General features: G+C 42.7%; 23 protein-coding genes and 2 pseudogenes. 6 read left to right on the forward strand and 19 right to left on the reverse strand.

The genetic code is table 11. The annotated features are described in order from the left end of the window. From CXF80_RS02475 to CXF80_RS02510, 8 genes are read right to left on the reverse strand one after another with little or no spacing between them, the layout of a single operon-like run. On the reverse strand, positions 1–1,467 hold the full coding sequence (locus CXF80_RS02475) for a monovalent cation/H+ antiporter subunit D family protein (protein WP_101030918.1): 1,467 nt from the start codon (positions 1,465–1,467) through the stop codon (positions 1–3). Continuing rightward, complete coding sequence (locus CXF80_RS02480) at positions 1,464–2,954, reverse strand: monovalent cation/H+ antiporter subunit D family protein (RefSeq protein WP_101030920.1); 1,491 nt, start codon at positions 2,952–2,954, stop codon at positions 1,464–1,466. The genes CXF80_RS02475 and CXF80_RS02480 overlap by 4 nt, the downstream gene beginning before the upstream one ends. A 5-nt stretch (positions 2,955–2,959) precedes the next feature. After that, the gene (locus CXF80_RS02485; protein WP_101030922.1) at positions 2,960–3,319 is read right to left on the reverse strand and encodes a cation:proton antiporter subunit C; all 360 of its coding nucleotides are present in this window, start codon (positions 3,317–3,319) and stop codon (positions 2,960–2,962) included. Continuing rightward, on the reverse strand, positions 3,316–4,296 hold the full coding sequence (locus tag CXF80_RS02490; protein WP_101030924.1) for a DUF4040 domain-containing protein: 981 nt from the start codon (positions 4,294–4,296) through the stop codon (positions 3,316–3,318). The genes CXF80_RS02485 and CXF80_RS02490 overlap by 4 nt, the downstream gene beginning before the upstream one ends. After that, positions 4,293–4,652 carry a monovalent cation/H(+) antiporter subunit G gene (gene mnhG, locus CXF80_RS02495; protein ID WP_011637738.1) on the reverse strand — a complete coding sequence of 120 codons (360 nt, stop codon included), beginning with the start codon at positions 4,650–4,652 and terminating at the stop codon, positions 4,293–4,295. Before mnhG ends, CXF80_RS02490 begins: the two co-directional genes overlap by 4 nt. Next, positions 4,645–4,926, reverse strand: coding sequence for a monovalent cation/H+ antiporter complex subunit F (locus CXF80_RS02500; RefSeq protein ID WP_011637737.1), 282 nt, complete (start codon positions 4,924–4,926; stop codon positions 4,645–4,647). The genes mnhG and CXF80_RS02500 overlap by 8 nt, the downstream gene beginning before the upstream one ends. Positions 4,927–4,928: 2 nt before the next feature. Then, positions 4,929–5,450, reverse strand: a complete 522-nt coding sequence (locus CXF80_RS02505; RefSeq protein WP_232772021.1) for a Na+/H+ antiporter subunit E — start codon at positions 5,448–5,450, stop codon at positions 4,929–4,931. Next, entirely contained in the window at positions 5,447–5,884 is a 438-nt protein-coding gene (locus CXF80_RS02510) for a Rap1a/Tai family immunity protein (protein WP_232772022.1), read from the reverse strand. Before CXF80_RS02510 ends, CXF80_RS02505 begins: the two co-directional genes overlap by 4 nt. A 224-nt stretch (positions 5,885–6,108) precedes the next feature. Between CXF80_RS02510 and nhaR the strand changes: the two genes are divergently transcribed. Together nhaR and CXF80_RS02520 are read left to right on the forward strand one after the other, a co-directional pair. Beyond that, positions 6,109–7,017 (forward strand): transcriptional activator NhaR, encoded by a 909-nt coding sequence (gene nhaR / locus CXF80_RS02515; protein ID WP_101030927.1) that lies wholly within the window; start codon positions 6,109–6,111, stop codon positions 7,015–7,017. A gap of 1,398 nt (positions 7,018–8,415) precedes the next feature. Further along, the gene (locus CXF80_RS02520; protein WP_232772023.1) at positions 8,416–9,543 is read left to right on the forward strand and encodes a hypothetical protein; all 1,128 of its coding nucleotides are present in this window, start codon (positions 8,416–8,418) and stop codon (positions 9,541–9,543) included. 622 nt (positions 9,544–10,165) lie between these two features. Here the strand turns inward: CXF80_RS02520 and ltrA are convergent. After that, a pseudogene (gene ltrA, locus CXF80_RS02530) lies at positions 10,166–11,638 on the reverse strand (group II intron reverse transcriptase/maturase). A 659-nt stretch (positions 11,639–12,297) separates the two neighbouring features. Between ltrA and CXF80_RS02535 the strand changes: the two are divergent. Continuing rightward, positions 12,298–12,504: pseudogene (locus CXF80_RS02535) on the forward strand (transposase); the annotation flags it as partial. Positions 12,505–12,873: 369 nt separating this feature from the next. Here the strand turns inward: CXF80_RS02535 and CXF80_RS02540 are convergent. Together CXF80_RS02540 and CXF80_RS02545 are read right to left on the reverse strand one after the other, a co-directional pair. Next, positions 12,874–14,907, reverse strand: a complete 2,034-nt coding sequence (locus CXF80_RS02540; protein ID WP_101030930.1) for an alkyl/aryl-sulfatase — start codon at positions 14,905–14,907, stop codon at positions 12,874–12,876. Between the two features lie 824 nt (positions 14,908–15,731). Continuing rightward, positions 15,732–16,361: a hypothetical protein gene (locus CXF80_RS02545; protein WP_101030933.1), complete on the reverse strand. Its 630-nt coding sequence runs from the start codon at positions 16,359–16,361 to the stop codon at positions 15,732–15,734. Between the two features lie 1,171 nt (positions 16,362–17,532). Between CXF80_RS02545 and CXF80_RS02555 the strand changes: the two genes are divergently transcribed. Next, complete coding sequence (locus tag CXF80_RS02555) at positions 17,533–17,937, forward strand: NUDIX hydrolase (protein ID WP_101030937.1); 405 nt, start codon at positions 17,533–17,535, stop codon at positions 17,935–17,937. On the opposite strand, the gene CXF80_RS02560 is transcribed toward CXF80_RS02555, so the two are convergent. Together CXF80_RS02560 and CXF80_RS20365 are read right to left on the reverse strand one after the other, a co-directional pair. Further along, a complete protein-coding gene (locus tag CXF80_RS02560) occupies positions 17,899–18,921 on the reverse strand; it encodes a Gfo/Idh/MocA family protein (RefSeq protein WP_198554722.1) in 1,023 nt (340 codons plus the stop codon). The two genes, CXF80_RS02555 and CXF80_RS02560, sit on opposite strands and share 39 nt — an antisense overlap. Before the next feature lie 132 nt (positions 18,922–19,053). Beyond that, on the reverse strand, positions 19,054–19,239 hold the full coding sequence (locus CXF80_RS20365; protein WP_232772025.1) for a hypothetical protein: 186 nt from the start codon (positions 19,237–19,239) through the stop codon (positions 19,054–19,056). Positions 19,240–19,368: 129 nt separating this feature from the next. Here CXF80_RS20365 and CXF80_RS02570 point away from each other — a divergent pair, with 129 nt between their 5' ends. Beyond that, the gene (locus tag CXF80_RS02570) at positions 19,369–20,238 is read left to right on the forward strand and encodes a LysR family transcriptional regulator (protein WP_101030939.1); all 870 of its coding nucleotides are present in this window, start codon (positions 19,369–19,371) and stop codon (positions 20,236–20,238) included. A 29-nt stretch (positions 20,239–20,267) separates the two neighbouring features. On the opposite strand, the gene CXF80_RS02575 is transcribed toward CXF80_RS02570, so the two are convergent. Genes CXF80_RS02575 through CXF80_RS02590 form a run of 4 tightly spaced genes read right to left on the reverse strand, consistent with a single transcriptional unit; the run spans position 20,268 to position 22,558 of the window. After that, the gene (locus tag CXF80_RS02575) at positions 20,268–20,672 is read right to left on the reverse strand and encodes a CBS domain-containing protein (protein ID WP_101030941.1); all 405 of its coding nucleotides are present in this window, start codon (positions 20,670–20,672) and stop codon (positions 20,268–20,270) included. Beyond that, a complete protein-coding gene (locus CXF80_RS02580; protein ID WP_101030943.1) occupies positions 20,669–21,019 on the reverse strand; it encodes a P-II family nitrogen regulator in 351 nt (116 codons plus the stop codon). Before CXF80_RS02580 ends, CXF80_RS02575 begins: the two co-directional genes overlap by 4 nt. A gap of 3 nt (positions 21,020–21,022) precedes the next feature. Next, positions 21,023–21,775, reverse strand: coding sequence for a DUF1538 domain-containing protein (locus tag CXF80_RS02585; RefSeq protein WP_101034653.1), 753 nt, complete (start codon positions 21,773–21,775; stop codon positions 21,023–21,025). A gap of 45 nt (positions 21,776–21,820) precedes the next feature. After that, on the reverse strand, positions 21,821–22,558 hold the full coding sequence (locus CXF80_RS02590) for a DUF1538 domain-containing protein (protein WP_101030945.1): 738 nt from the start codon (positions 22,556–22,558) through the stop codon (positions 21,821–21,823). A gap of 237 nt (positions 22,559–22,795) precedes the next feature. Between CXF80_RS02590 and CXF80_RS02595 the strand changes: the two genes are divergently transcribed. Then, the gene (locus CXF80_RS02595; RefSeq protein WP_232772026.1) at positions 22,796–23,908 is read left to right on the forward strand and encodes an energy transducer TonB; all 1,113 of its coding nucleotides are present in this window, start codon (positions 22,796–22,798) and stop codon (positions 23,906–23,908) included. A 21-nt stretch (positions 23,909–23,929) separates the two neighbouring features. Here CXF80_RS02595 and CXF80_RS02600 read toward each other — a convergent pair whose 3' ends face one another. Beyond that, positions 23,930–24,274, reverse strand: coding sequence for a hypothetical protein (locus tag CXF80_RS02600; protein WP_101030947.1), 345 nt, complete (start codon positions 24,272–24,274; stop codon positions 23,930–23,932). Positions 24,275–24,637: 363 nt separating this feature from the next. Continuing rightward, the gene (locus CXF80_RS02605; RefSeq protein ID WP_101030949.1) at positions 24,638–25,096 is read right to left on the reverse strand and encodes a CBS domain-containing protein; all 459 of its coding nucleotides are present in this window, start codon (positions 25,094–25,096) and stop codon (positions 24,638–24,640) included. Between the last annotated feature and the right edge of the window lie 59 nt (positions 25,097–25,155).

The following is a 25,155-nucleotide window of genomic DNA, read 5'->3' on the forward strand; positions in this document are numbered from 1 at the left end:
TTAACCGAGCCCCTTAACTACTTGGCTTTCCAGTTCAATTACTGGACCGTTAAATAAAAAGAAAGCGAGTGTCAGTATGGCGGTCATACACAATGCCAGCACAGCTAAAAACGGTGCTTCGCCGTGTTCCTTGTCACCTTCTTTTTCTCGCTCAAACCAAACTAGGTATAAAATCGGCAAAAAGTAAGCGGCATTAAGAACGGTACTTGCAATGATGGTGAATACTGCCACTAGATTGTTAGCTTCGAAAGCTCCGGCCAAAATATACCATTTGGAGACGAATCCCGCGGTGGGAGGGACACCAATCATACTCAGTGCACCGATGGTAAACGCTGCCATTGTCCATGGCATGCGCCTACCAATACCCCGTAATTGATGGATTTCGGTTTTTTTGGAGGCAACATAAATTGCGCCTGCAGCAAAGAACAAAGTAATCTTACCAAAAGCATGCGCCACCATATGTAAGGCGGCGCCAACCTCTGCGAGTGGTTTGAGAATGGCTGAGGCCATAACCACATACGATAGCTGGGCAATAGTTGAGTAGGCTAGTAGGCGTTTGATGTTGGTTTGGCGCATTGCAACTAGACTCGCTACAATGATGGTAAATGCCGCAACATATAAAAGCCATTCTGAGCTGGGTGATTCAAATAGATATTCAATCCCGAATATATAAACGATGATCTTGGTGATCGCAAAAACACCAGCTTTAACCACCGCAACGGCATGCAGTAAAGCGCTCACTGGGGTAGGGGCCACCATAGCCGCCGGTAGCCATTTGTGTACAGGCATCACTGCAGCCTTGCCAATACCGAATACAAACAAGGCCAGAAGTAACCCTATTTCTGGGTCATTCAACTTACCGGCGAGGATCCCGCCTGTAGTAAAGTCGCCCGTTCCTGCCACGGTATAAGTCCAGATGATTGCAGGAAGGAACAAACCAATAGATGTACTGAGTAAAACACCCAGATAAATTCTTGCCGAACGTATTGTAGCTGCATCGCCTTTGTGTGCAACCAGAGGGTATGTCGAGAGTGTTAATAGTTCGTAGAATAAAAATAGAGTGAATAGATTCCCAGCGAAAGCAACACCAATAGTGGCTGAAAGAGCTAGCGCGAAGCATACAAAAAATCTAGTTTGGTTTTTCTCTTTATTACCGCGCATGTAGCCAACGGAATATATCGAGTTGATTAGCCAAAGTCCGGATGCCAATGCCGCGAATAACATGCCCAGAGGTTCAACAGTAAAGGCAATGTTGAGCCCTGGCATGACCTCGCTAACCTCTATAGAGGGGCGTCCTCCATCCATAAGGATCGGAAGTAGTCCCCATACCACCCAGATTAATGAAACAGACGTAATAGCCGTTGCAGCTTCGCGAATATTAGGGCCTATACGCCCAGCAAGGGAAATAGCCAGAGCTCCTACTATTGGAAGGCCAATGGCTACTAATATGGTCGTTTCTGGTGTCATTGTGAACCCTCCAAGAGAAGGGCTGCAGCACTATTTGCGAGTTCTAATGGAACCTGTGGAAACAGTCCGAAGTATATATTGAGTAGTGCAATAAAACCGGTAACTAATAACATTTGTACTGGTGCTTCAGATGTTGGGCCTTCTCCGTCGACAGGAACTTGGAAGTAAAGTGCTTCAACGATGCGCCAAACATAAACCACCGCCATCAAGGAACTGACGAGAATAATTGCTACTAGCCCCCAACCCCAAGGTCCGCTTTCCAAAGCTGCGGTAATAAGTAGCCATTTACTAATAAATCCCGCAGTACCAGGCACGCCGATTAAGCTCAAACCACACACAACAAAAGCAGCACAAGTCCAAGGCATACGGGCTGCAGCACCACCGAGTTGATTTAGGCGCAAGTCGCGATACTTATAAGCTAGACAAGCAACCGCGAGGAACAAGCCTCCTTTTGCCAGCGCATGGTTGAACAGATGCATCGCGCTGGCGCTGAGTCCGGCCATGCTGACAAAGCTAGCACCAAGCAAAATATAGCCTATTTGTGCAATAGATGATGAAGCAAGCAGTCTTTTAAGATGTCCTTCGAACATCGCGACTGCGGAGGCAATAAGTATTCCGAGAATGGCCAATGGCATCGCAAACAATGCGAACTGAATTTCGTGATCCTCAAGCGTGGCCTGAAATACCATATAGTCAAATCGGATCAGTACATACAGTGCAACCTTGGTCGCGCAAGCAGCGAGAAACACCGTCACCATGTGCGGTGCGTGTGTATAGGCGTTTGGCACCCAAACATGCAAAGGAAACACTGCAGCTTTAAGAGCCAAACCAATAGTGATGAATCCAGCCGCGACTAGAACCGGATTTATATCGGTAACATCACCGAGGCGATCTTGTATATCAGCTAAGTTAAGTGTGCCGGTCATCATATAGATTAAACCCACACCAATCAGGTAGAAGGTTGCGCCTATAGTGCCCATCATTAGATATTTGAAAACGGCAGGAAGTGCGCGACGGTCTGGACCACCTGCTATTAATATGTAGCTGGCCAGCGATGAAATTTCCATGAAGACAAAAATATTGAAGGCATCTGCTGATACGACAATACCCACAAGTCCAGATAGAACCAGTAACCATGCTGAGTAGAATAGTGGCTGACGTTCAGATTCAATCTGTTGATCAATGCTTGATCTGGCTGCCAACAAGGCTGTAGCGCCGGCACCGGTGATCACCAGTAATAACAATGCACTAAACGCATCTACCGACAAGGCAATACCATAAGGTGCAGGCCAGCCCCCCATGGCGTACTCGAGGGTTTGACCGTCTAAAACAGCTAAGGCAAGCGTCAGAGCGATGGCAAAACTCACCAAAGCCGCGGCAGTTGCCCCCGCCCATGCCAGACCTCGTGGTTGTAATAAGACAATAAGTGGTGCCGATAACATCGGTACCACAACTTGTAAAGCAGGAAGGTGTGCTAATAAGTCCATAGTAGTTAGTCGGCGTCCAAAATTTCGTTTTCTTCTATCGTGCCGTAACATTCACTGATACGTACCACAATGGCCAGTCCCAATGCGAGGGTAGATACTCCCACAACGATGGCTGTTAGGATCAGTACTTGTGGTACTGGGTTTGAAAATATTTGATCTTCTACACCGCTTTGTATGATGGGGGCTGTCCCGCCTTCTACCTTGTCCATAGTAATATACATAAGGAATACAGCAGATTGAAATATGGATAATCCAATTAGTTTTTTTATCAAATTGATTTTGCTAATCACGGCATACAGTCCCACCGTTAAAATGATAGCAAATACCCAATAATTGAAGTATCCCAGTAGTTCCAATAGTTTCATGACAATCTCTCACGGGCAGCGAACGCATGGAAAATGGCTAGAAGTGCACCACAAACCGCCATACCAACGCCGGCCTCGATAATTAATATACCCAGCTGTTGCCCAAACACAGGGTCAGCGGCTAGTACTGAATAATCTAGAAACGCTCCTCCCATCAACATGCAAGCCACACCCACGCCGCCATATAGCAATGCACCGCCTATAACCATACCCAACAGCACCCCGCGAGGTATTGCGCGCAACGCTTCGGATTCGCCTTCGAGCAGCGCGTAAAGGATTACGCCTGTGGCAATAATTGCACCAGCTTGGAATCCTCCGCCCGGGCCATATTCGCCATGGAATTGTACATAAAGACCAAATAACACGATAAACGGGATCAGCAGTCGGCCGACTACTTGGGGGATCAGATGGTGGCGTAGACCACTACTTTTTTTAGTCACAGGCTGACTTTTTCGTGGAGGGCTCACACCAAGGATGAATAAAACCCCGATACAAGCAGCGAAAACAACAAACACCTCGCCCAGCGTGTCATAGCCTCGAAAGCTGCCAAGGATTGCGGTGACCACATTGGGAATATCGATATACTCAGGCGTTTTTTCTAGATACCAAGGCGCTAGATGTTGATGCACTGGGGCATCAGGGTCGCCGAGCCGTGGTTTGTCGAAAGTGGCGTATATGATTAACAATGCCAGAACGCTCACAGTACCTAGAGCTACCCACCGACCTCCCTCTCGAGCTTTTTCCTGATCACCAGTCAGCTCCAATGCACAAAGGAAGATTACCGTTGTCACTCCAGCACCCACCGCGGCTTCTGTGAGTGCTACATCAGCAGCGTCCAAAATAAAAAAGTTGGCCGCCATTAGTAAACTGAATATAGATGTCAGCATTACCGCGACAAACAGGTCGTCGGTGCGCACTATCGCAATAGCGGTAATGACGAGAAGGGTCAGTAGGAAAAGCGCAAAAATTAAGATCATTCTCCGGCCCCCTCTTTGGGTAAGTTGTTAGCCTTGGGTGCGTCGCTAGCGCTTCCATCGTCTGGCTTGAGACCGGATAATAGCGCGGCATTGGCCAGCGCATAGGTAGCGGTTGGGCCAGTCAGCAGCAAAAACAGCATAATAGCAAACAGTTTAATAGCGGCTAGGGACAAACCGGCTTGTAGAATCATACCAACAAAAATTAAGATAGTCGCCATGGTATCAGTAAGACTGGCGGCATGAATTCTGGTGTAAAAGTTTGGCAGGCGCAGGCCGCCTATGCCGCCGATCAACACGCAGGCACCACCTAGAACGAGTAGAATCCAACTCAGAATATCTAGCGCGACATCAATCATTTTCTGCCTCAGAATCAGATTTTCTTCGGGAACGATTTTGGAAAAAATTTAATACTGCAAGAATCCCAACCATATTGACCAGAGCGTAGGCCAATGCAAGATCAAGAAAATCAGGCCGACCGTAAAGAAATGCAATGACGGACAGTAACAAAACGGTCTTGGTACCAAACACATTGACTGCCAGTACGCGATCGTAAACGCTTGGCCCTTTAAGTGCTCTCACTAGGGCCAATACCATGGTCACCAAAATGGCTATAGAGACAACAATATACATAATTAGCGGGGCTCCAGAGCTGCTACTCGACGATTCGCTTCGCCTTTTTGTAATTCTCTTGCACTTTCACTGGTCAGGCAATGAATCAATACTTTCCCCTCGTGTAAATCCAACGTGACGGTTCCCGGAGACAGGGTAATGGAATTGCCAAAAATTACTTGGCCCACGTCCGTTCTGGCTTCCGCTTCAAGCACAACCACGGTGGGGCTTATAGGCATAGAGGGTTTCAGGATCAGCTTGGCTACGTCCAGACTCGAAATAATAATCTCTCGCAGCAGCCACAACCAATAGCCAGGCAGGCGAGGCATAAGTCTAAGCAAATCTGTATGATGCCGGAAAAAGCCCATACGATGTGCCAAGTAAACGCTGAGTAAGCAGGACAAAGCCCCCAAACTCATGACCAGTGGTTTGTAGAGTCCCGACCACAGAAGCCAAGATATTGCTAAAATAAGCAGAAGTAGCAAAACAGACGAGAGTCTTGTTTCGCCGCGTTGAAACGTATGCTGGGCTTGAGTTAAGTTCATAGTTTGCAGGGGTAGTTTTTCAGTAATGATTTATAGACGACTTCCATCGCCGGTTCATTTTCTTCGCTGCTATCTGTTTGGGCTGCTAGATCGGCGACGATAACGTTAACTACATCGCGCAATGGCAGCGGATCTCCGAGGCAAAAACCGGCTAGGTCTGCTGCTCTGGAACGGTCTAAACGGTTTGGCATACGAGTGCGAATCGCGCGTTCCGTGAAGGTCTCCTTACTTGCAAGGGCACTTTCGGCATTTAGCATGACTCTTGCATCGGTTGCTATTGCACCATCGATAAAGCCTTGAATATAGCGGACACAATACTGACCATCAACGCTTTCTGGTTCAGAGTTAAACAGTGCGCAGTGCGATGAAAGTTCTTGAGCCGTCAGTACTTCTACTGCCTTAGCTGGTGATACTGACAACAATTGAACGGCCAAGAAAGCGAAAACCATGAAGGGGAAACTATTTTTTAACATATAAATCCTTTTTCTCTAGTGATTTAACTTTATCCAATTAACCATAGTTTCTCTAATGATTTAACTTTATCCAATTAACCATAGTATTAAAAGTCGATTTTAGTTGTTTTTTCATCAATAAAAAATTGATAATGTATTTTGAGAAGATAAACATTAGATGAGAGAAAAGTACATTAGGGAATCATATGGTAAAGCTTAATTATCATCACTTGCAGTATTTTCATGCGATAGCGACACATGGCAGTATCGCTCAGGCATCAAAAGTCATGCATATTACGCCACAAACGCTTAGTGCTCAGTTAAACTTATTAGAAGTTCAATTAGGATATAGTTTGTTTGACCGAAAAGGTAAGCGTTTGGTGCTTAATGATATGGGTCACATCACACTGAGCTACGCACAGGAAATATTCAGTTTAGGAGATGAACTGATTCATTCATTGAAAAATCATTCAACTGACTTTTTTTTTCGTTTTTCCATCGGAGTCACTGATGTCATCGCGAAAGTGTTTTCATTTAATTTATTAAAAGCAGTCTACACGATGGACGACTCTATTAAGTTAGTGTGTAAAGAAGCGAGCTTGGACGTATTACTTGGAGAATTAGCGCTAAATAAACTTGATGCTGTTTTAAGTGATACATCATTGCCAACAGGTTCTTCGTTAAAAGCATACAGTCACCTCGTAGGTAAATCCGGTATTAGTTTTTTTGCTCATGAAAATCTTGCTAAAACGTTAGCTGTTAACTTTCCACACTCTCTTGACGGTAATCCATTTTTTACGGCAGGAGAAGGATCTAATCAGCATCTGAGTGTACTTTCTTGGTTTAATGAACTAAATATATCACCCCAAATAATAGGTGAATTTGACGACTCAGTGTTGGCCAAATATTTTGGGCAAGCAGGGTACGGTGTTTTTTGCGCGCCAACTATCATTGAAAATCATGTTATAGAACAATTTGATGTTGAAATTATTGGAAGAACAACGGAAATTACTGAGCATTATTATTTAATATCGCCTGAGCGAAAGATCAAACATCCCGCCGTTCAGCATTTATTAACTGAAGGAAAAAAACTGTTTAATCAGCCTATAGTTTAAGATCTTTAGTGAGACCCCTGACATCGTCGTTGCTACTGATTAAATTGGCTATAGGAAATATCGTTTTATTATCATTTCTTTTGTAATAATGATCGGACAGTGGTTTCAATATGATTGAGAAACTTAGTCGCGAGCTAGGTTTACCGTTTTGATTTAGACTAAACAAACCAATGAGAATTCATCGACAATTATTTTATCGGTAAACGTACAAGCCACGTTCTCCACCATACATCAAGGTATGTGCCGACAATATTGATACACCTAGCTTTGACATAACCAAGTGTTTAATCGCTTCATTTATTATTAGCTCAACTCGTTACTGTCCAAAAGTGGGTTTGGGGGCGTAAATCATTTATGTCCCATTCTTTGTTAGTGCTTTCCCCGCTGTGTCAGGATAGTTGTCGCCTCAATTAATTTACAAATAAACAGGGAGCGGTAAGTTAAAGCAACTATCTTGAATAGTTCCATGAAAAATCCTAATCTAAAATTTACTACTGGGTTGAAATTGAAACTTGTTTATGTCCATCAATGACTTAGGGTGATTTGTCTAAGCCGTATGAGCTAAACTCAATCTCGATACGGTTAAGCCATTTGAATTGGGCGTTTACACGTATTAATTTATAAAATAGGTGTTACAGGTTGATATTAGCTGAAATATTGATTCCCGAATAGAGTGCAAAATAATCCTTTCGCTTTTAGCCCGTAATCACTTAAGTAATATGTAAAATACGAGTTTTAGGACGTCTTTTGCTTGAGCTGTGTTTTGGTTGGTTGTTCTGCGTGTTAGATACAATATGTTAAATAGATCCGTAATCAGTAGCGCTTAGATGGTATTACATAACATCCGTTATACGTTGTGATATTAGCTTTTAGCTGATGGCCAAATCAACTGTATCACTATAAACAAGCCTATAGTTAAGCTGGAAATATGTTTAATGTCATTAAACATAGGTCTGTCCGACTCGATGAATAACCGCTATATTTCTTAAATAACAAATATCCTCTTTATGTTCAATAGTCCGCATATCGACGATTTTATCTCAAGTGTGGATCAGCGAAATACCTTTCATTCGCCTATACTCTGTAACCGTACTGAAAAATTACTGGGTATTTAATAAATATGTATAAGTAACATTACCTTACGGAATCTAATCCCACTAGCCAAAACGGAGTGACTATCCTCATAAAAGGTCGCGATCTAGACATGGGAACTGTCGCTGATAAATATTAATGTTCCAATGATTATAAAAGGACAATGTAATGGCATGAATAATGCCAATAAAATCTCACGACCTATTTGTAAGTATCTTATAGGAGGATCGATGTTGTTGTGTAGCGTCTCGTCTTGCTGCTTTTATCGGTAATTAATGTTCAATTCACAAATTAAGAGAGACGATCATGAAGTTAATAAATAAAAAATTGCTTGCTGTTGTAGTCAGTTCACTGTTGGCAACCGGTGCGTGGGCTGGACCTCCAGGGGGAAATACAAATGGCAGTACAACTACCACAATATCGGCCAGTGTTATTGGTGCTGATTTATGTTTGGCTTCGGCGGCTGCAGGCGCAAGTTATATAGATGGTGGCGCTTCGGCAAAATCTATGGCACTTGCCAGCTCTGCTTTGGCTGTCACTTATACCGGAGATGTGACACTTGATCTCACTCGGCACGGTAAAAATGGTGCTGTACACCAGCTCGAACTAACAGCGAACATGGGGAATGGGACCCTTTTTGTCCAAGTTGCTACGGCGAATGCGTTGGTAGCGTCAGCTGCTGAAGCCGATAGCTCGGCCCAAGCAGTTGCTGCTTCGAGGCTGATTGCGGAAGCCCTTGCAACCCTATTCCAGGGGATTAATTTTGATATTGATCTCGTCGTAACCGATATCACGGTTGTGGCAGGCTCAGAAGCTGAAGTAACGGCAATTGCAGATAGCAGATCGTCTGCGGAGAGCTTGGCAACTGCTGAGTCTGAAGCTGCTGCAAGTGGCGACGGCTCAGCGGAAGCATCTGCACTAGCGACCGGTGTTTCAGGAAGTGGCTCTTCATTCTATGTGCAGGGCGCGAATATCGAAGCGTTCAAGACACAACTGAATTTGGCAAGTGCAGCTTTTGTCGACGTTCAGACTGGTGTGCTTGCTCAGACATTTGCTAATGCGATTGCTACATCATTAGTAGTAGCAATAGCGGAGTCTTCGGCAGCGGCTGAAGCAGAAAGTAGTTTGAGCTTTGTGTATGACCTGCCAATTATCGGCTCGGGTTCCTTGCCTATTGTGACAGACTACGCCAGTGCCACTGCTGCAGCAAAAAAGATTATTGAGGCAACAGAAAAGATTACAGCTCAGGCGAAAGCATTGGCTGAATCCTCCGCTAGTATCCTAGCAAATTCTGTCGTCAGTTCGAGTTTGTCGGTTCAGTTTGAGAATTTGCCGGGAACGGAAGACTTGCTGGAGGCAACTGCAGTAGGTGCCCTTGTACTCGATTGTTCTCAAGTGTCAGCCAGTGCGAGTGCCCAGACCGATGCTTTGTAGCGTGAGTCTAGCTCAGGTTCAATTTTGACATTCTCTCGAGCAAGAATACATAGTATTCACAATAAAAAGGAGTCAATAGGCTTGAAGAGGAGATCTTGCTTGAAGGACAGTAGCGGACCACCCAATCAGTGATTGGGTGGTTTTTTTTCTGATATATTGTTCGGCCAGTAGCTAACCCCCTTAACAGACCGGTAGGGGGAGTAATTGAGGGCAGCCAGTGCGCCCAGGTCATTAATTTGTGTTTTCAGTGATAGTTTGTTTCTGGGTAGCGTCATCTGGTTTTCGATTTGCCCCCAGCTTTCTTTGTTTAGGAAAGCTCAAGCTTTATAGTTTGTAACACAGAAGTCATCGAACTGAGCAGAACGCATGTTATAGCTAATGAAGTGAGGATGTCAGCTAAATATTTTCACTTCCCCAACAAAATCTTATGAGTATCACTATCGGCTAGTTCAATAAGTCTAACGCGACTATGTCCAGGTACGTCTTAGAGTGATCGCTCTAAGCCGTTATTGTCGGGTAGACGACACTTGTTGCCAAGTGCCGTCCCCCTAAGAACCCAGCGTGCAACTTTCACTGCACTAGGCTCAAGCCTCCACAAAAGTATCGTTTGATACCCAGCAACTTATAAAGCAGTGAGAGTAGGTTCATTCCAAGCGTTACGAGCTTGCCTTTTCGATTTTCTCCTAGCCAAGTATTCTTGGTGTTGAGGATCGAATGGTATAGCCGCACTTCGAATTTTCACATGCCTCTCAATAGGCACTTTGGCTATTTGGAATAGATTGAATTGGCAATCCATATCCTTGACCTTCTGCCAACCGTGAAATTACCATTGGCCTTTTCGGTTGATGAAGTATTTAAGGGCTACCCAAGTCTTAGACTTTGTTGGGTGACGCCTTACTGCCCAGTGCCATAACGAATAGAATAGTTTGTGCCCAACATACCCGAATACTTGTTTAGCAACGCAATGTCGATAATAATTCGCCCACCCCCTTAGTTTTGGATTTATCAGTTTGATAAGATCGTTAACAGGGATGGTTGCGTGCTTTTTGATGAGTTCGCGCAGGTTACTTAAGAACAACAATGTGTTGGATTTACTCGGTTTAATGAGCAATTTTCCTTTGTACTTCCTATGATTGAACCCTAAGAAGTCAAAACCATTGCTGATGTGGGTAATATGCGTTTTCTCTTCGGAGAGTGTTAAGCCTCTTTCCGCTAAGAAATCAGCGATCAACGGTTTGATATCGTTCTCGAGCACTTCCTTTGACGCGCAGGTGACGACGAAATCGTCGGCGTATCCAATAAAGTTGGCTCTGGCACCCTTTTTGAGTGCTGTAGACTTTATGCGCTGTTCAAGTCCAGCAAGAGTCATTAGCATCAAGGTGGGGGATATAACTCCTCCTTGTGGCGTGCCCTCATCAGTACGATAAAACAGCCCTTTGTCCATAAAACCAGACTTTAACCATTGTTCCAACATACGTTTATCGATGGCGATGTTATCAATTAGCCATTGATGCCCGATTTTGTCGAAGCAGGATTTGATGTCTCCCTCAAGAACCCATTGCGCTGATTTCTTTTGAACCAAGCATTTGAAGCACTGATCGACTGCGTCAGCAGTGCTACGATTGGGTCTAAATCCATAGCTGTTAGGGTCGGCAAGCGTCTCCGATATAGGCTCTAATGCAAGAAGGTGGAGCGCTTGTTGTGCTCTGTCTATCATGCATGGGATACCAAGAGGTCTAAGTTTGCCATTCTTTTTGGGGATATAGATACGCTTGAGTGGTTTGGCTTGATATGCCTTCCTGCTCAATTGATTTACTGCTTTCATGCGGCGGGTATCTGTATTCCAGATAACACCGTCTATTCCAGGCGTTTTACTGCCTTTATTTTGTGATACACGCTTAACAGCAAGAAGTTTTGCTGAACGCGAGTGAGTCAGTATCCACTGCAACGCTTTCGCTTTACCATGTTTCCTTTCTCGTGTTGCCTTTGCAATACGCATCTGAAGCTTTAATACAGGCGGTTCAACGGATTTCCAGTCTATTGACTGCCATTGAGCGCTGTCAGGAGAGGCACTAATTTCTGTTGAAATCATCATTTGCGTTTCTCCTTGAATAAAGTTCTTCAAATTATCTTGCAACGGAAGACCAGTCGGAAGTGGGCTCACTTTCGTGACCAGACACAAGTCTGTATCTGCATCGTTACAATGCAGCCTTTGCTTTTTCCAACCTCCTATACCCACATCACTATCGGCCAAATCAGCTTTCCCAAAGGGAGCGATATGGGCTTACCGTGTTCCGTATGTCGCGCAATGTCAGGTTAGATGCCCGCTATAGTGCGAAGAGCTTAACGATCACGAAAGAGCATGGGGCAATCTCTTTCCAACTCTCATGCCTTTTGGCTACAGCGTATTAACCACTTCCGCTGTTTCATCACATAACGCACCTTGCGCGGATTCACTTATGTTCATCATACTGACTGCCTAGCACTCACCCGATTTGTGGTTATCAGGAGGATCGTTCTCTCACGATTTAGATCCCGATTGGTCTATAACCAATCTTCATTACATTGTCAGAGCCGCTACTTTATTCAGGCTCCTAGGTTCATCTGGTGATACAGATGGTTCACTCAAAAGCGGTGAACAGCGCTTCATACGACCTCACGTCGCACGCCCCAAAGTTGTTTATCGGCGTCTCAAGCTTGACCTACATTTTGTAATGGGTGAAAGTAGCTACATAAATCGGATCGATTCAGAGTTTGGATGTCAGCATGAATGAAGACGCATGCAAATATACAAAGACCATGGTGCAGAGAACCTATCTTGCCTACGTCATACGAGCTTGAATATGCTTCGAGCAGAGCGAACCAAGTTAAGCATTGTAGGAAAAAAAGCGATGTATGATGAACACATCAATGCTACAGGCGGTATTAAGTGCTGGTTTTAGTCAGATGGTGAAAAATTAGGCATTCATGCGGTCGCCATGCGGTGGCATGGTCAATGATGTTCCCTACATCATTGTGACATTTCCCATATCCATATAGGTCAGATGTGCGAGAAAGGCCATGGTCAGCTCACATCATTTTCTTCAACGGCCTCAAGTTCAGAGTTGAATTTATCCATTTACAGGCACTAACTCATTTTGAACATAAACATTTTAGAGAAGCCAGTGTTTCAGTTTACTTTTATAAAAGTTTACTCTTACCCGATTGAGTTTCAGGAGCCTTCGACATAATAAGCTGAAAAAATTTGCCTCAGAAATCGAACAATCGTCGATTCGTGGAAACATAAAAAAGGTTCACCCTAATTAGAGGTGAACCTTTTTCTTACTTAGCTTACTTAGCGATAGTGCCTGGTAGTAACTCAAATGCCATAGTGAAGTTAACTAATGAAGCCATTAACTCATCTATTGCCTTGCGGTCACCATCAATTTTAACTTTACCAGCTTTAATTTTCTCATCAAAACTTTTTGCGCCCATCATCACATCGTTTAATTCAGCACGATCAATAGTAAGGGTCAAGTCAGCTTTGTCAGAATTAACACCCTGGATATTAGTTAGTGCAGAATGACTTAACTCGACAAGGTATTTCTCGCCATTATCAGGGGTAACCAAATTAATAATAAAGTGTTTACCTGCTGATTTTTCAGTATCAAGACGCACACCAAGGAAATCAAGCCATAATCCAGTAGACATACCTCTGATCATATCAGGACCTGAAGACTTTGGAGAGCTACCTGTAGGCATGCCATTACGAAGCTCATAGGCTGCAGCAAGAAAGCTGTTTCGAACACTCGGACTTTCTTTTTGATAACCAATTTGTTCAAACACATCGGCTAGTAAATCTTTCGCCTGTTGGTTCTTAGGTTCTGCATAGACTAACTTGTTAAGGATTTCAGTTGCATGAAAATACTTACCTTGGTCAAACAACTGCTTTCCTTTAGTGATAATCTTAGCGCTACCGCCCATCATCTCAACATATAAAGGTGCAGAGTCTTCAGGTGACAAAGGCATTAAGGTCGCAGGGTTTGCATCCCAATAACCTAAATAGCGATTCAATACTGCGCGGCTATTGTGCTCTTCAGAACCATGATAGCTGTGTGCAGACCATTGTTGACGTAGGCTTTCAGGAAGCTTATAAACATTATGAATTTGATTAACTGTCACACCTTGGTTGGCCAAATGTAGCACCTGGTTATTTAGGTGGGCATAGGTATCACGTTGGGTACGCATTATTTCTTGAATACGTTCGTTACCCCAACGAGGCCAAGAGTGTGAAGCAAACATGACTTCGGCATCTTGTCCAAATTTATACAAAGAGACGTTAATTTGCTTAGACCATTCCAATGCATCACGTACTAATGCGCCACGTAAGGTATAAATATTGTGGATAGTACCAGTAATATTTTCTGCAGCCCAAAATGCTTTCATATCTGGGAACCAAGTGTTCATTTCTGCAGGGGCTTCTGTCCCTGGCGTGCTTTGGAACACCATCTTAACGCCATCAATTGTCATATCAGTGAAATCTTGCTTAATAGTCACGTTAGGCTCAATTAAGCCTAAATTACCCGCGGCAGTATTTTTACCGATAGACTGATCGACGTGTCCATACGGACTGCGCGGTAACAATACACCATATTGGAAGAACATACGGCGAGTCATAGCATTACCCGCCATCACATTCTCAGCAATTGCATGGTGCATGAAACCCTCAGGGGCAATAATTTTAACCTTACCACTCTGTACATCTTCTTCATTCACAACACCACGAACACCACCAAAATGGTCCGCATGAGAATGCGAATATACGACAGCAACAACTGGACGCTCACCCAATTGCTCATTAATAAACTTTAGCGCTGCAGCAGCGGTTTCTTTAGCTGTTAACGGGTCAAATACAATCCAGCCTGTATCGCCTTTAATAAAACTAATGTTCGCTAAGTCATAACCACGGACTTGGTATATTTTGCCTGGAAGCACTTCATATAAACCATAAGCCATATTCAATACAGCTTGACGTTGTAACGATGGATTGATTGTATCGAAGGTTTTACCTTCATCAAGTAACCAGTCGTAGCTGCCCATATCCCAAGCAACGTTGCCTGCTTCAGCCATGATTTGCTTATAATCAGGTGCAGCTATAAAGCCTTTTTGAGCTTCATCAAAATCACGCTTATCTTCAAACGGAAGTGTTTTACGTAATCCATTTTGCAATTCTATGGTGAACTTCGAAGGCGCTTTTCCTTTTTCATCAAAATGCTTAGTAGGGTCACTTTTTATAACGGCCCCGCCACCTGCAGCCATAACAGAAGATACGGATAAGCCCATAACCGCTGATACAACTATTACATTAATTAGTTTTCTATTCATAAAAATACTTCCTCAAATGTTAAATATATCTTGAATTAGTTGGAGAGGTAGAGATAGAGATAGAGATAAATTACTCTAACTATTGAGCTAAATTTTTTATAAAACTTATGACCAACAATTAACTCACATATTTATAGTGTAAAAATTGAGATTTATAAAGGGGTGGGTAAAATCAGGGCAACCGCATTAGTGTTTAATTTTTACACATCTCGCTAAATCCCGCTTTTAAAACAGCCTCTAAGAAGGTTGGTTTCATCCATGCTCGTTTGCGTTTTGCACTGATTGATCCACAGGACGATAGTAACTACCAAGAAATATTTGTGGAGATAGCTGAGCGTGAGAAAGGTAATACATATGATTTTAATGTTGAGCCAAGATTTAAGTATACGAAATCAACAAATATAAATTGGTTTATAACCAGGGCTAGTTCGCAAATGATTTTTTAAGCATAAGCAGTTTATTAAACGTTCTAGATTTAAAGTAAATCAACTGAAAGTAACATGTCTTTAAGCGATAAAAATTCATCGCTGAAGCATGCTGTTCAAAAAATAGGGCACTCATGCGGTTGCCCTGACCTCGTAGCACTCGCGTTTTGAAAATTATAAAAGGTGATCGAAACTCAAATAGAAGGGGGTTATGTTGTTACTTCAAAAAATGGCTATGTATTGTTTTATTAAGGGGGGGTGGGCTAGTGCGTCAGCCTCAGCCTTACTCTGGCTTTCAAAATCGTCGCAACCTACTATGATCACAATGCATATCAGAACCAGAAAAGTTCTGGGCAACATATTATTAGATGGACGGTTTATCATCTGAAATACCACCTTTTATGGGGCATTGAGGGTTTCTGATTTCTCGACCCTTAATTGCCATATCGCTTCTCCCGGATATAGACCATAAACCAGTTTTCGTGTTCCGCCGGTTGGATTTTGATTGGTGTCACCTTCGTTATATATGGGAAAAGTTCTTAAAAGCTTTTGTTCTTCCATCTTGAAGGTATCGTGTCCCATATATCCTTTAAAATTCTCATCCCTTTCTAGTATTTCAGGGAAATTGATCATTGACAGGCTTTTGTCTTTATTTGAGGCAAATCCCAATACTGTTCCATAACTTCCGGAACCCGACGAAATTGTGATGATGTAGATTTCATCAAAACCGTTACCGTCAAGGTCGGCTACAAATACTTCTGAAATAGGATCCCTGTCTTGGTATATTGCCGGATAATTGTGCTCAAAGTCCTTGGTACTGATTTCGATAGTGCTAAGGCTCTGACCGGCCGGGTGGGTTTCCGATATGATGATCGCTTTACCCGTCTTTGTCTTATACGTTTTGGGGGCATCGGATGAGTCAGACTTGTTATCGGAGCAGGATATCAAACCGATTGTTGAAACAAACATTGCGATAACAAATAATATGCTTAGAGACAGATCTTCCTTTTTTCGTCCCGTGATGCTCATTTTATTCCCCGCTCTGCATTGAAATAATCTACTTAAGAATATAGGAAGAAAAAAGCCTTTTGCCAAAAAACTGTTGATTTGAGGCTCTGTTCCATTTCAGTGTTGGCTTTACGTAATTGCTTCATAAGACGAGCTTTATTTTTGTAAGATTCTTTGTTTTCCATGGATATAAACCATTAGAACTTCTCCCTCAACTAGGGAGAAGTTCAGCCATGAATTCAGCAATTTTTAGCTCTGGAATTTATTTTCTTAGTTAAAAAAGCTGAATAAAAAATAACTCATGGCGGATTTCGAACCTGTTTTCATTCGAGCCCTTCAGGACAAACCACAAAAACTAGCGTTTATGATCGATCCAGTTTCAAAGTCTTGATTACGTTACAATATCAAGTTGCACTATGACAAATAATTGTGCGTTTATATTAAAGTTTGATCTTGTAGTGGTTCAGTAGTTTTGACCAGGCATTTGTAGGTAATTGGGATACTAGAAGTTATCTGAAAACCAAACTTTGTCCGATCTTTGTAACACGGAAATGTCCATAAATGCGTTACATGCCTTGCTTGAAAATGGATAAATTCAGCTTTGAACTTGAGGCCGTTGAAGAAAATAGCGTGAGCTGGCCATGGATGGCCCGCTAGCTTTCGCGGTACAGGATGTACCATCGGAAGCGTTAGCATTTTCGAATAAGGCTGAGGCCGAAGTCAAGTGCGGTCAAAAGCTAGATCAATCCCCATGGCGACCTTTTCGCTTTTCAGAAAATGTTGCGGGGCGGCTGGGAGTTCCAAGAGGGAACAGCCGTTGGTTTCCTCTTGGTCTGGTGTGGGCGAAGCGCCACGACGTTAGTGGCCGCAGGCCATATCTTAAACACACTTTTGTCCAGAAACGAGCTAGTCGTGATCTGCCTTTATCACTACGAGCAAACATTGATCTTGTTGAATTGACTTTGTCTGCCAAACATATCGATGAAAGGCTTATGCTTATTGTCTCTGAACAGAAAGCATTCATCATCGCAAGTAGTGCTAACCTATTTAAGCTACTATTGATTAAAACCACAGCCTGATCAAAATCACAGCCGGACTTAAACCACAGCAGGCTATAATTGTTAGTTTAAATGTTAGTATTATTTTTACTCAGTAGCGTTAGCTGTTCACTCTTTTTAGCAGGAACACCGTCATGGCATTTAATGATTTATTTAGGCTCAGTTCTCATGCGGTGATCACCAATGATGATGGGCAAGTTCTATTATTAAAAGCCAATTACGGCGATAAGCATTGGGGGTTACCGGGCGGTGGACTTGACCCTAATGAAACCATCCATCAAGCATTACAGCGGGAATGCCAAGAAGAATTGGGTTGTTCAGTTACGGTCAATTATCTGTCTGGGGTCTATTTTCACAGTGCGTATCAATCACAAGCATTTATTTTTCGCTGCGAGCTACCACAAGGATCGAAAATACACTTAAGTGATGAACACAGTGAGTACGCTTACGTTGCTGTTACTGAATTATCGACGATTCAGCAACAGCGAGTAAACCAATGTTTAGCGTTCAGTGGTGTGGTTTGCAGTGCGGCTTTCTAACGCGGCTTTATGCCATGTTGTTAGCATTTGCATAATATCAACAGAGTCGCTGAGCTGTACCAAAGGTCTAGGTACTGTGTATTGTTTAGTTTCTAATGCGTTAAGCACCGCTTCTACTTGATAGTAAAAGCCATTGCCTTTGGCTTCAACGTTTACTAGTTCAGCTTGTTGCTCATATAACCTAACGGTAAAGTGATTGTCTTGAGATTCTGGTAACCAAGGGTTTGAGGTGAACTCAATACTTCCTAAGCTGCCCAAGATAGTAAAGCCTGCGTGCAGACCATAGTCTTCAGCGGTGTGAAGATGACATTGCACCCCATTGATGTAACTGACGATGGCAGTCGATTCGCAAATATTACCGTCTTGACCACGTCTTCCGGTCGCTTCAATGTGGTATTGCTGGCTCTGCTCTGTGCCAAATTGCTGTTGCATCACTAACTGCATTAATGATGCTGGGTAACAACCTAGGTTAAACAATGCACCAAGGCTCGCGGGGTTAACAAACTGGCTAATGGCAGCGCAATATTGGCCGCGGATACTTTTTACTTCACCTATCACACCAGTGGCTAATGTTTTGCTTAGCTGTTGCATAAATGGATGAGCTAAGTACATTAAGCCTTCAAGAAAAAACACTTTGTTTTGTTTTACAGCATCCAGACTTTTTGCAGTTTTTGTCATGTCTACTGACAATGATTTTTCACATAAAATCGCTTTGCCAGCATTAGCCGCTTTTACCACGTATTCATGATGTAAGTGATTTGGCAGGGCAATGTATATAACATCGACTTCAGGGTTGTTGATTAACGCATCAAAATCAGTAAATTGATGTGGAATTTGATACTGGGTCGCAAACTCTGCCAATGCTGTGGTGTTGCGTCCTGCCACGCCATAAATTGTACTTTGACCTTGTGCTTTAATCGCATCGGCCATTACCCCAGAGATAAAACTGGTGCCTAATATTGCCCACTTAATTGATTCAGACATTGATTATCCCTCAGTCGTTAATAGTTGATAGTCAAATGCTTGCTTTAAATCGGTTAACGCCGATTTGATAAATGCCTGAGTATGTTCAGCTGCAAAGTGGGCATCAAATGCTGCTTGGTCATCATAACGTTCTCAAAACACAAATTGCTTAGGGTTGGTTTTATTTTGCAGAGCCATTGCAAGTGAGCAGCCTGGTTCGTTGTTCATATCTGCACAAAATTGACGGACAGCTGCGATTCCTTGTGCCAATGGCACTTGGTCTTTAATGTGAATTTCGGCGGTGATAAACACGCCTTGTTGATCCAGTTTGTTATCCATATCGACCCCTTAATAATAATGGGGCATCGTAAACCAGTTCTGCGTAAGGCAAAATGGCTTGATGGTGTTTACAGAAAACACTATAGGTTTATAATTAAGGCTGGTTTAATGAAGTATTAAGGACATTCGGTGGATAAATTAACCGCAATGCAGGTGTTTAGTCATGTGGCTGAGCAGGGCAACTATGGCACAGCTGCGCATAAATTTAATATCAGCCGGACTATGGTCAGTAAACACATTAATCAGTTAGAGGCCTACCTTGGGGTTAAGCTGATTAACCGTACTACTCGTCAACAAGAATTAACGGAATCGGGCCACGTTTATTACCAAGAATGCCAGACAATCTTGATGGCTATTGAGCAAGCTGAAAATACGCTGCAGTCGATGAATTCGACGCCCAAAGGCACCATTAGAATTAATGCGCCAGTTAGTTTTGGCAATATTGTGCTGGCACCGATAGTGAATCAATTTTTGCTGCAATATCCGCAAATTGATGTGGAGCTACGGCTTGATAATAATCTAATCGATCCCATGGTAGATCATGCTGATGTGGTGGTAAGGATTGGCACTCTTGATGACTCCGCGCTAATTGGCAGGCATATTATGAATTATGAAATGGTATTTTGTGCTTCACCTCACTACTTAGCTCAACACCCGCCAATAGTGTCAATTGACGATTTACCTCATCATGATTGTTTAGGCTTTAGCTATTCAAAAAGTGCTTCATTAGCGGGTGCCCATAGTCAGTTGTTTGGTAAACGCAGCTTTAGATTGTTGTCCAATAGTGGCTTGGTATTAATCCAAGCCGCGATAGATGGATTGGGTATTATTTTACAGCCACAGATAGTGGTGAAAGAGGCAATTCAAGCTGGATTGTTGACAAATGTCAGCGTATTAATACCTCCAGATGCGATGCCAATACACTTATTATATAAAGACAAAAATCTACCGTTAAAAACCCGGACCTTAATTGAATTTATTATTCACCAACTCGAATGATGAGATTTGTGCATTATGGACATCGCGCATTATGACTCGGCAATCATGCCTTTTAAGACGATATTGTCATAAGTGACAAAACCTAAAATTTCACCCGCTTCAATCACAGGTGCTTTGTTAATATTAAAGCGTTCAAATAGCCGTGCGGTATAGCGAACATCCATGTCAGCAGACAATGACAGCACTGGCTTTATCATAATTTCGTAAATATTGGTGCGTGCAGGAGACTTCTCTTTGGCTAACACTTTTCGGGCAATATCGCTCATCAGTACCATGCCATATTCGTCATGTTCATTGCGTTTATTCACCACTAAAATATTGACCTTTTTACTGATGGCCACTTGTATTGCTTCTGCTACTGTGTGTATTCCGTCAATCATAGCGTAATGGTTATTCATCACATCGCGATTGCGAATAGGGAGTTTGTTGCTCATATTTGATCCTCAATATCTTTACTCAATTTTTCAACTTGATGGGCAACACCAACCGCATCTTCAACATCAATTTGAATCGCAATTCCTTTGCCCGAATTGGTGTCAAATTCGCCGACTTGAGCAATCGTTTCTAAAATATGGCGGCTCATGTGTTCTTCTACCAGCCATAAAATAACATCACGTTGGACATCGAGTGTTAAGCCCATAAAGGTTTTCTTCTTTTCTAGACCTTCGCCGCGGGCATGATTAATGACAGTTGCACCTGTGGCTCCGGCAATACGCGCTGCATCGAGCACTTTGTCGGTGCAGTCGTCGTCGACAAAGGCAACAATTAATTTAAAGCGCATAGGTTACTCCTTAGTGGCTTTTCGTTTTGATAAATAATCAACCACTTGGGCGTAACCCATAACAGTGATCATTGGAAATAAGCTGGCAAAGGCAATTAAACCAAAACCATCAATTAATGGATTACGACCTTCGACATTGGTGGCGAGTCCAAGCCCTAACGCGGCCACAAGTGGTACCGTGACGGTAGAGGTGGTTACGCCTCCTGAGTCATAGGCCAATGGCACAATCATTTTAGGGGCGTAAAAGGTTTGGATCACCACCACCACGTAACCGGCCATAATGTAATAGTGGATGGGATCGCCTACCACAATACGAAAACAGCCTAAAGTAATACCGATAGACACCCCAAATGCCACCGACATTCGTAAGCCTTGAATTCCTATGGTGCCACCAGAGACTTGGTTGGCTTTGATTGCCACCGCAATTAATGACGGTTCTGCAATAGTGGTGCTAAAACCAATAGCTGCGGCAAATACATATACCCAAAAATAGTCTTGCCATATAAACGGTGCATTGCCGCCATCGGGATGCAAAAATTCGCTGGTGGTTAATTGATTTGCCATGCTTTCCCCAATAGGGAATAAAGCAAGTTGTAAACCAACTAAGAAAAAAGTAAGTCCAATAATGACATACACAAACCCGAGTAATACTTTACGCCATTGGCTAATAGGGCGTTTAAGCACGCCAAGTTGAAAGCCAAATAAAATCACCGCAATAGGGATGACATCACGGGCGGTAAGTAATAGGGTGGTCATCAATTCATTCAGCAAAAGAACTCCTTGTTCTATTAGCTATATCGATCACTGCAAAAACACCATGCCGTACAGCAACACAAAAATCATTGGACTCAGGCTTGCAAAAGCAATTAACCCAAAACCATCGATCATTGGGTTGCGACCCTTAATGACACTGGCTAGGCCAACCCCTAGGGCTGTCACTAAAGGCACTGTAATGGTCGATGTGGTGACGCCGCCAGAATCATAAGCTATGCCGATAATGTTGGCGGGCGCAAAGCTGGTGAGGATCATCACCAACACGTAACCACCAATAATAAGATAATGAATTGGCCATCCCTTAAGGATGCGGATCACGCCAAGCAGAATGGCCAAACCAACCGAAATGGCGACGGTTAATCGTAATCCCATGGCATAAGAGCTCATGGCTTGTTCATTTGACTCTATCGCGCCAGCGTTAGCGGCAACCTGTGCGGCTTCGTTTGCCACTGCCGTGAGGGCTGGCTCGGCTAATGTGGTGCCAAAACCTAAGGAGAAAGAGAATATGACTAACCAAAACACACTGCCTTTTCGCGCTAACGCTTGAGCTAGAGATTCGCCAATAGGAAATAAACCCATTTCTAAACCAAAGACAAAAAAGGTCAGTCCCAACACAATAAACACCACACCAACAAGAATAGAGCCCAGTTCTGCTGGCGCTTGATGCAGTACAAATATCTCAAAAAAACTGACGACTAAAATAATGGGAATAAGATCTTTAAAACTGCTGAGCATAGCATGGAGCAATTTTTCGATGGCTGACATCTTGTCTCCTGTATTGACCCTAGCTGGGATAAAAGATAAATGAGTCATATATTCAGTTTGCCTAATGATAGATATTTCACAACGTATTGTTTACAATAATGTTCATTAAGTTGATGTGGGTCATAAAATTGATTCAGACTGGCTTGAAAATTGTTAAAATAGACTGAGACCAATGCGCTGCTTAGCGGTAAATGGTTAGAGAGAAAGACTTAGGGATAAAAAATAAAAAGGATTTAGATGACGATGAAGACAATTTTACGCTTATCAATTGCAGCGGCTTTTATGACCCATGTTGCCTACGCTGTACCAACCGATATCGATGGTTTTTCACAAGCTTATCAACAGTACAATCTGTCTATTGACAGCAATAACAACCAAGATACGCTGAAGTATGCACAACAAACCTATGCATTAGGCCAAGTTAAATTTGGCAAGGACAGCCTTGACAGTGGCAAGTTAGCCATTAATTGGGCCAATGCCCTAGTGAATGAGTCAAAGAGAAATCATAATGGTCGTATTATTGAAGATGCCGCGACGCTCCAGGCACAAAAGTTATTTGAGTCAGCGTTGAGGGTATATCGCAATAATGTTGCTGATAATGATATCGCTCTGATTGATCCGTTAGTGGGGTTAGCTCAAACGACTGCAAATGACAAATATGCTAAAGATCTTTTATTTGAAGCTATCAGCGCCGCTGAAAAAGCGGATAATTTATTAACGGTTGCTGAAGTTAAACTCATTGCGTTCCATCGCTTATCGGGTACCGAGTATTATACGCGTACCGTGAGAAGTTTTGTCATGGATGCCAATGATATCTATGTCAATAAACTACCTGAAAATGCGATTAAACGCGTCAATTCAACCTATCTAGTTGGGGCACTTTATGCGGCAATGAACCGCCCAAATGATGCAACGCCGCTTTTACTTGAAGTGATTAAACAATATCAAGCATTGCCTTATAGTCATCCATATGAACTTCATGCCCATGCATTGTTAGTGACACTTTACGAACAACAAGGCAAAAGCAATAAAGCCACTGAGCATTGTGTTGCCATTGGTAAAATGACCCCATGGGATGACCAACAAGAACAAACGCCGTTATTTAGAAAACCACCTAATTACCCTCGGTCATATGCTAAAAGAGGTAAAGATGGTTGGGTGCAAGTTGAGTTTACGGTTGATGAACATGGCTTTGTTAAATCGCCTGAAATTATTGACTCCAAAGGCGGGTACCAGTTTGAAAGAGAATCGATAGAAGCATTAACGCAATGGCGTTATGCGCCTAAGTTTGTTGATGGCAAACCTACATCCGCAAAGTCGAAGGTACAGCTTGAGTTTACCCTAGGTTAATCATTTATCAGTTTGTATTGGTTAACCTAACCAATACAAACTGAGCATGCCTATAAACACAATAACTAAGGTCGTCTCAATCAGTAACTGGCTTTGTTGTAGCTGTTTTTTACCCTGTTTTAAAATAGTCACCAACTGGTTTTGTTTATAGATCCGGCATGATACTAATTCTGTTTGTGGATCAACAACTAATTGAAAACGGCATTTATTACCATTATTAAGCAAGACATCATGCATGCTTTGCAAACCAAAGTTGAACTTGCGTGACACCATCTTGCCATTAATAAATACCCGTTCTAGCCCGCACCAATTACTCGCTTGTAACTCAATATTGTCTTGATTGAGATGGTAAGTAAACTTAGTCATAATGCCGTCCTTATCGCATGATAGTTGCGAGCCCTGTGTGTAATCTAAGCAGAGCAATGTGACATTTTCCAGTATAGAAATATGAACAATTTACTAAATCAAGCTATCTAGTTGGCAAGCTTAATAATTTTTATTTTTTTAGGATTTGTTGCAAAAAAGGTTTTTGTCTACATTTCAACATTAGGTGTTTATGATAAATGACGCAGAGTATGGCAGAGTATACGGGCTAATATTTGGGCTAAAATGGCTAAAACTTGGGTGAAAATGGCTAAAAACACGGCCAAATATACAGCCAAAAGTGTGACTTTAGCAGCCAGCGTATTTTTAGGTTAGATAAGGTTTAGCAGATAAAATCGTGATCACTTACCTAAGGCAATAGGCATTCAATAGATCTTTCCAAGTAATAATCCCCACGATGGTGTTGTTGTCTAATACGGGTAAACAACCGATATCGTGGTCTAAAATCAGTTTGCTGGCTTGGTGGATGTCGCAATGGGGGGCAATGGTGAATGGATTGTGGGTCATGACTTGATGAACCCTTTTTTGCAGGGTTTCTGTGTCTCGAATTAACTCGGCTGCGGTCCCTATATTGGGACTGAGTGCACGTAAAAAGTCTCGATAAGACAATATGCCACTCAGTTGCTCATTATCAACCACCAGTAAGTGATGGAAGCTAACATTATCAAAAATTTCTTTGGCAAGTGTCAGTCTGTCATCCATATCTATGGTAACCACTCGAGTGGTCATGATGTCCGCGATGCAGATATGTTTGGCCGCATTATTCGTTAATGTCTCTGTCGACATTTCGGTAGACGTTGTCATAAGCGATCCTCCACGTATTTATTCTTTTATATCAGACAAATATAAATTTAACAATCATT

This window comes from Shewanella sp. Actino-trap-3 (genome assembly GCF_002836275.1).
In the GTDB taxonomy this organism is placed as follows: Bacteria; Pseudomonadota; Gammaproteobacteria; order Enterobacterales; family Shewanellaceae; genus Shewanella; species Shewanella psychromarinicola.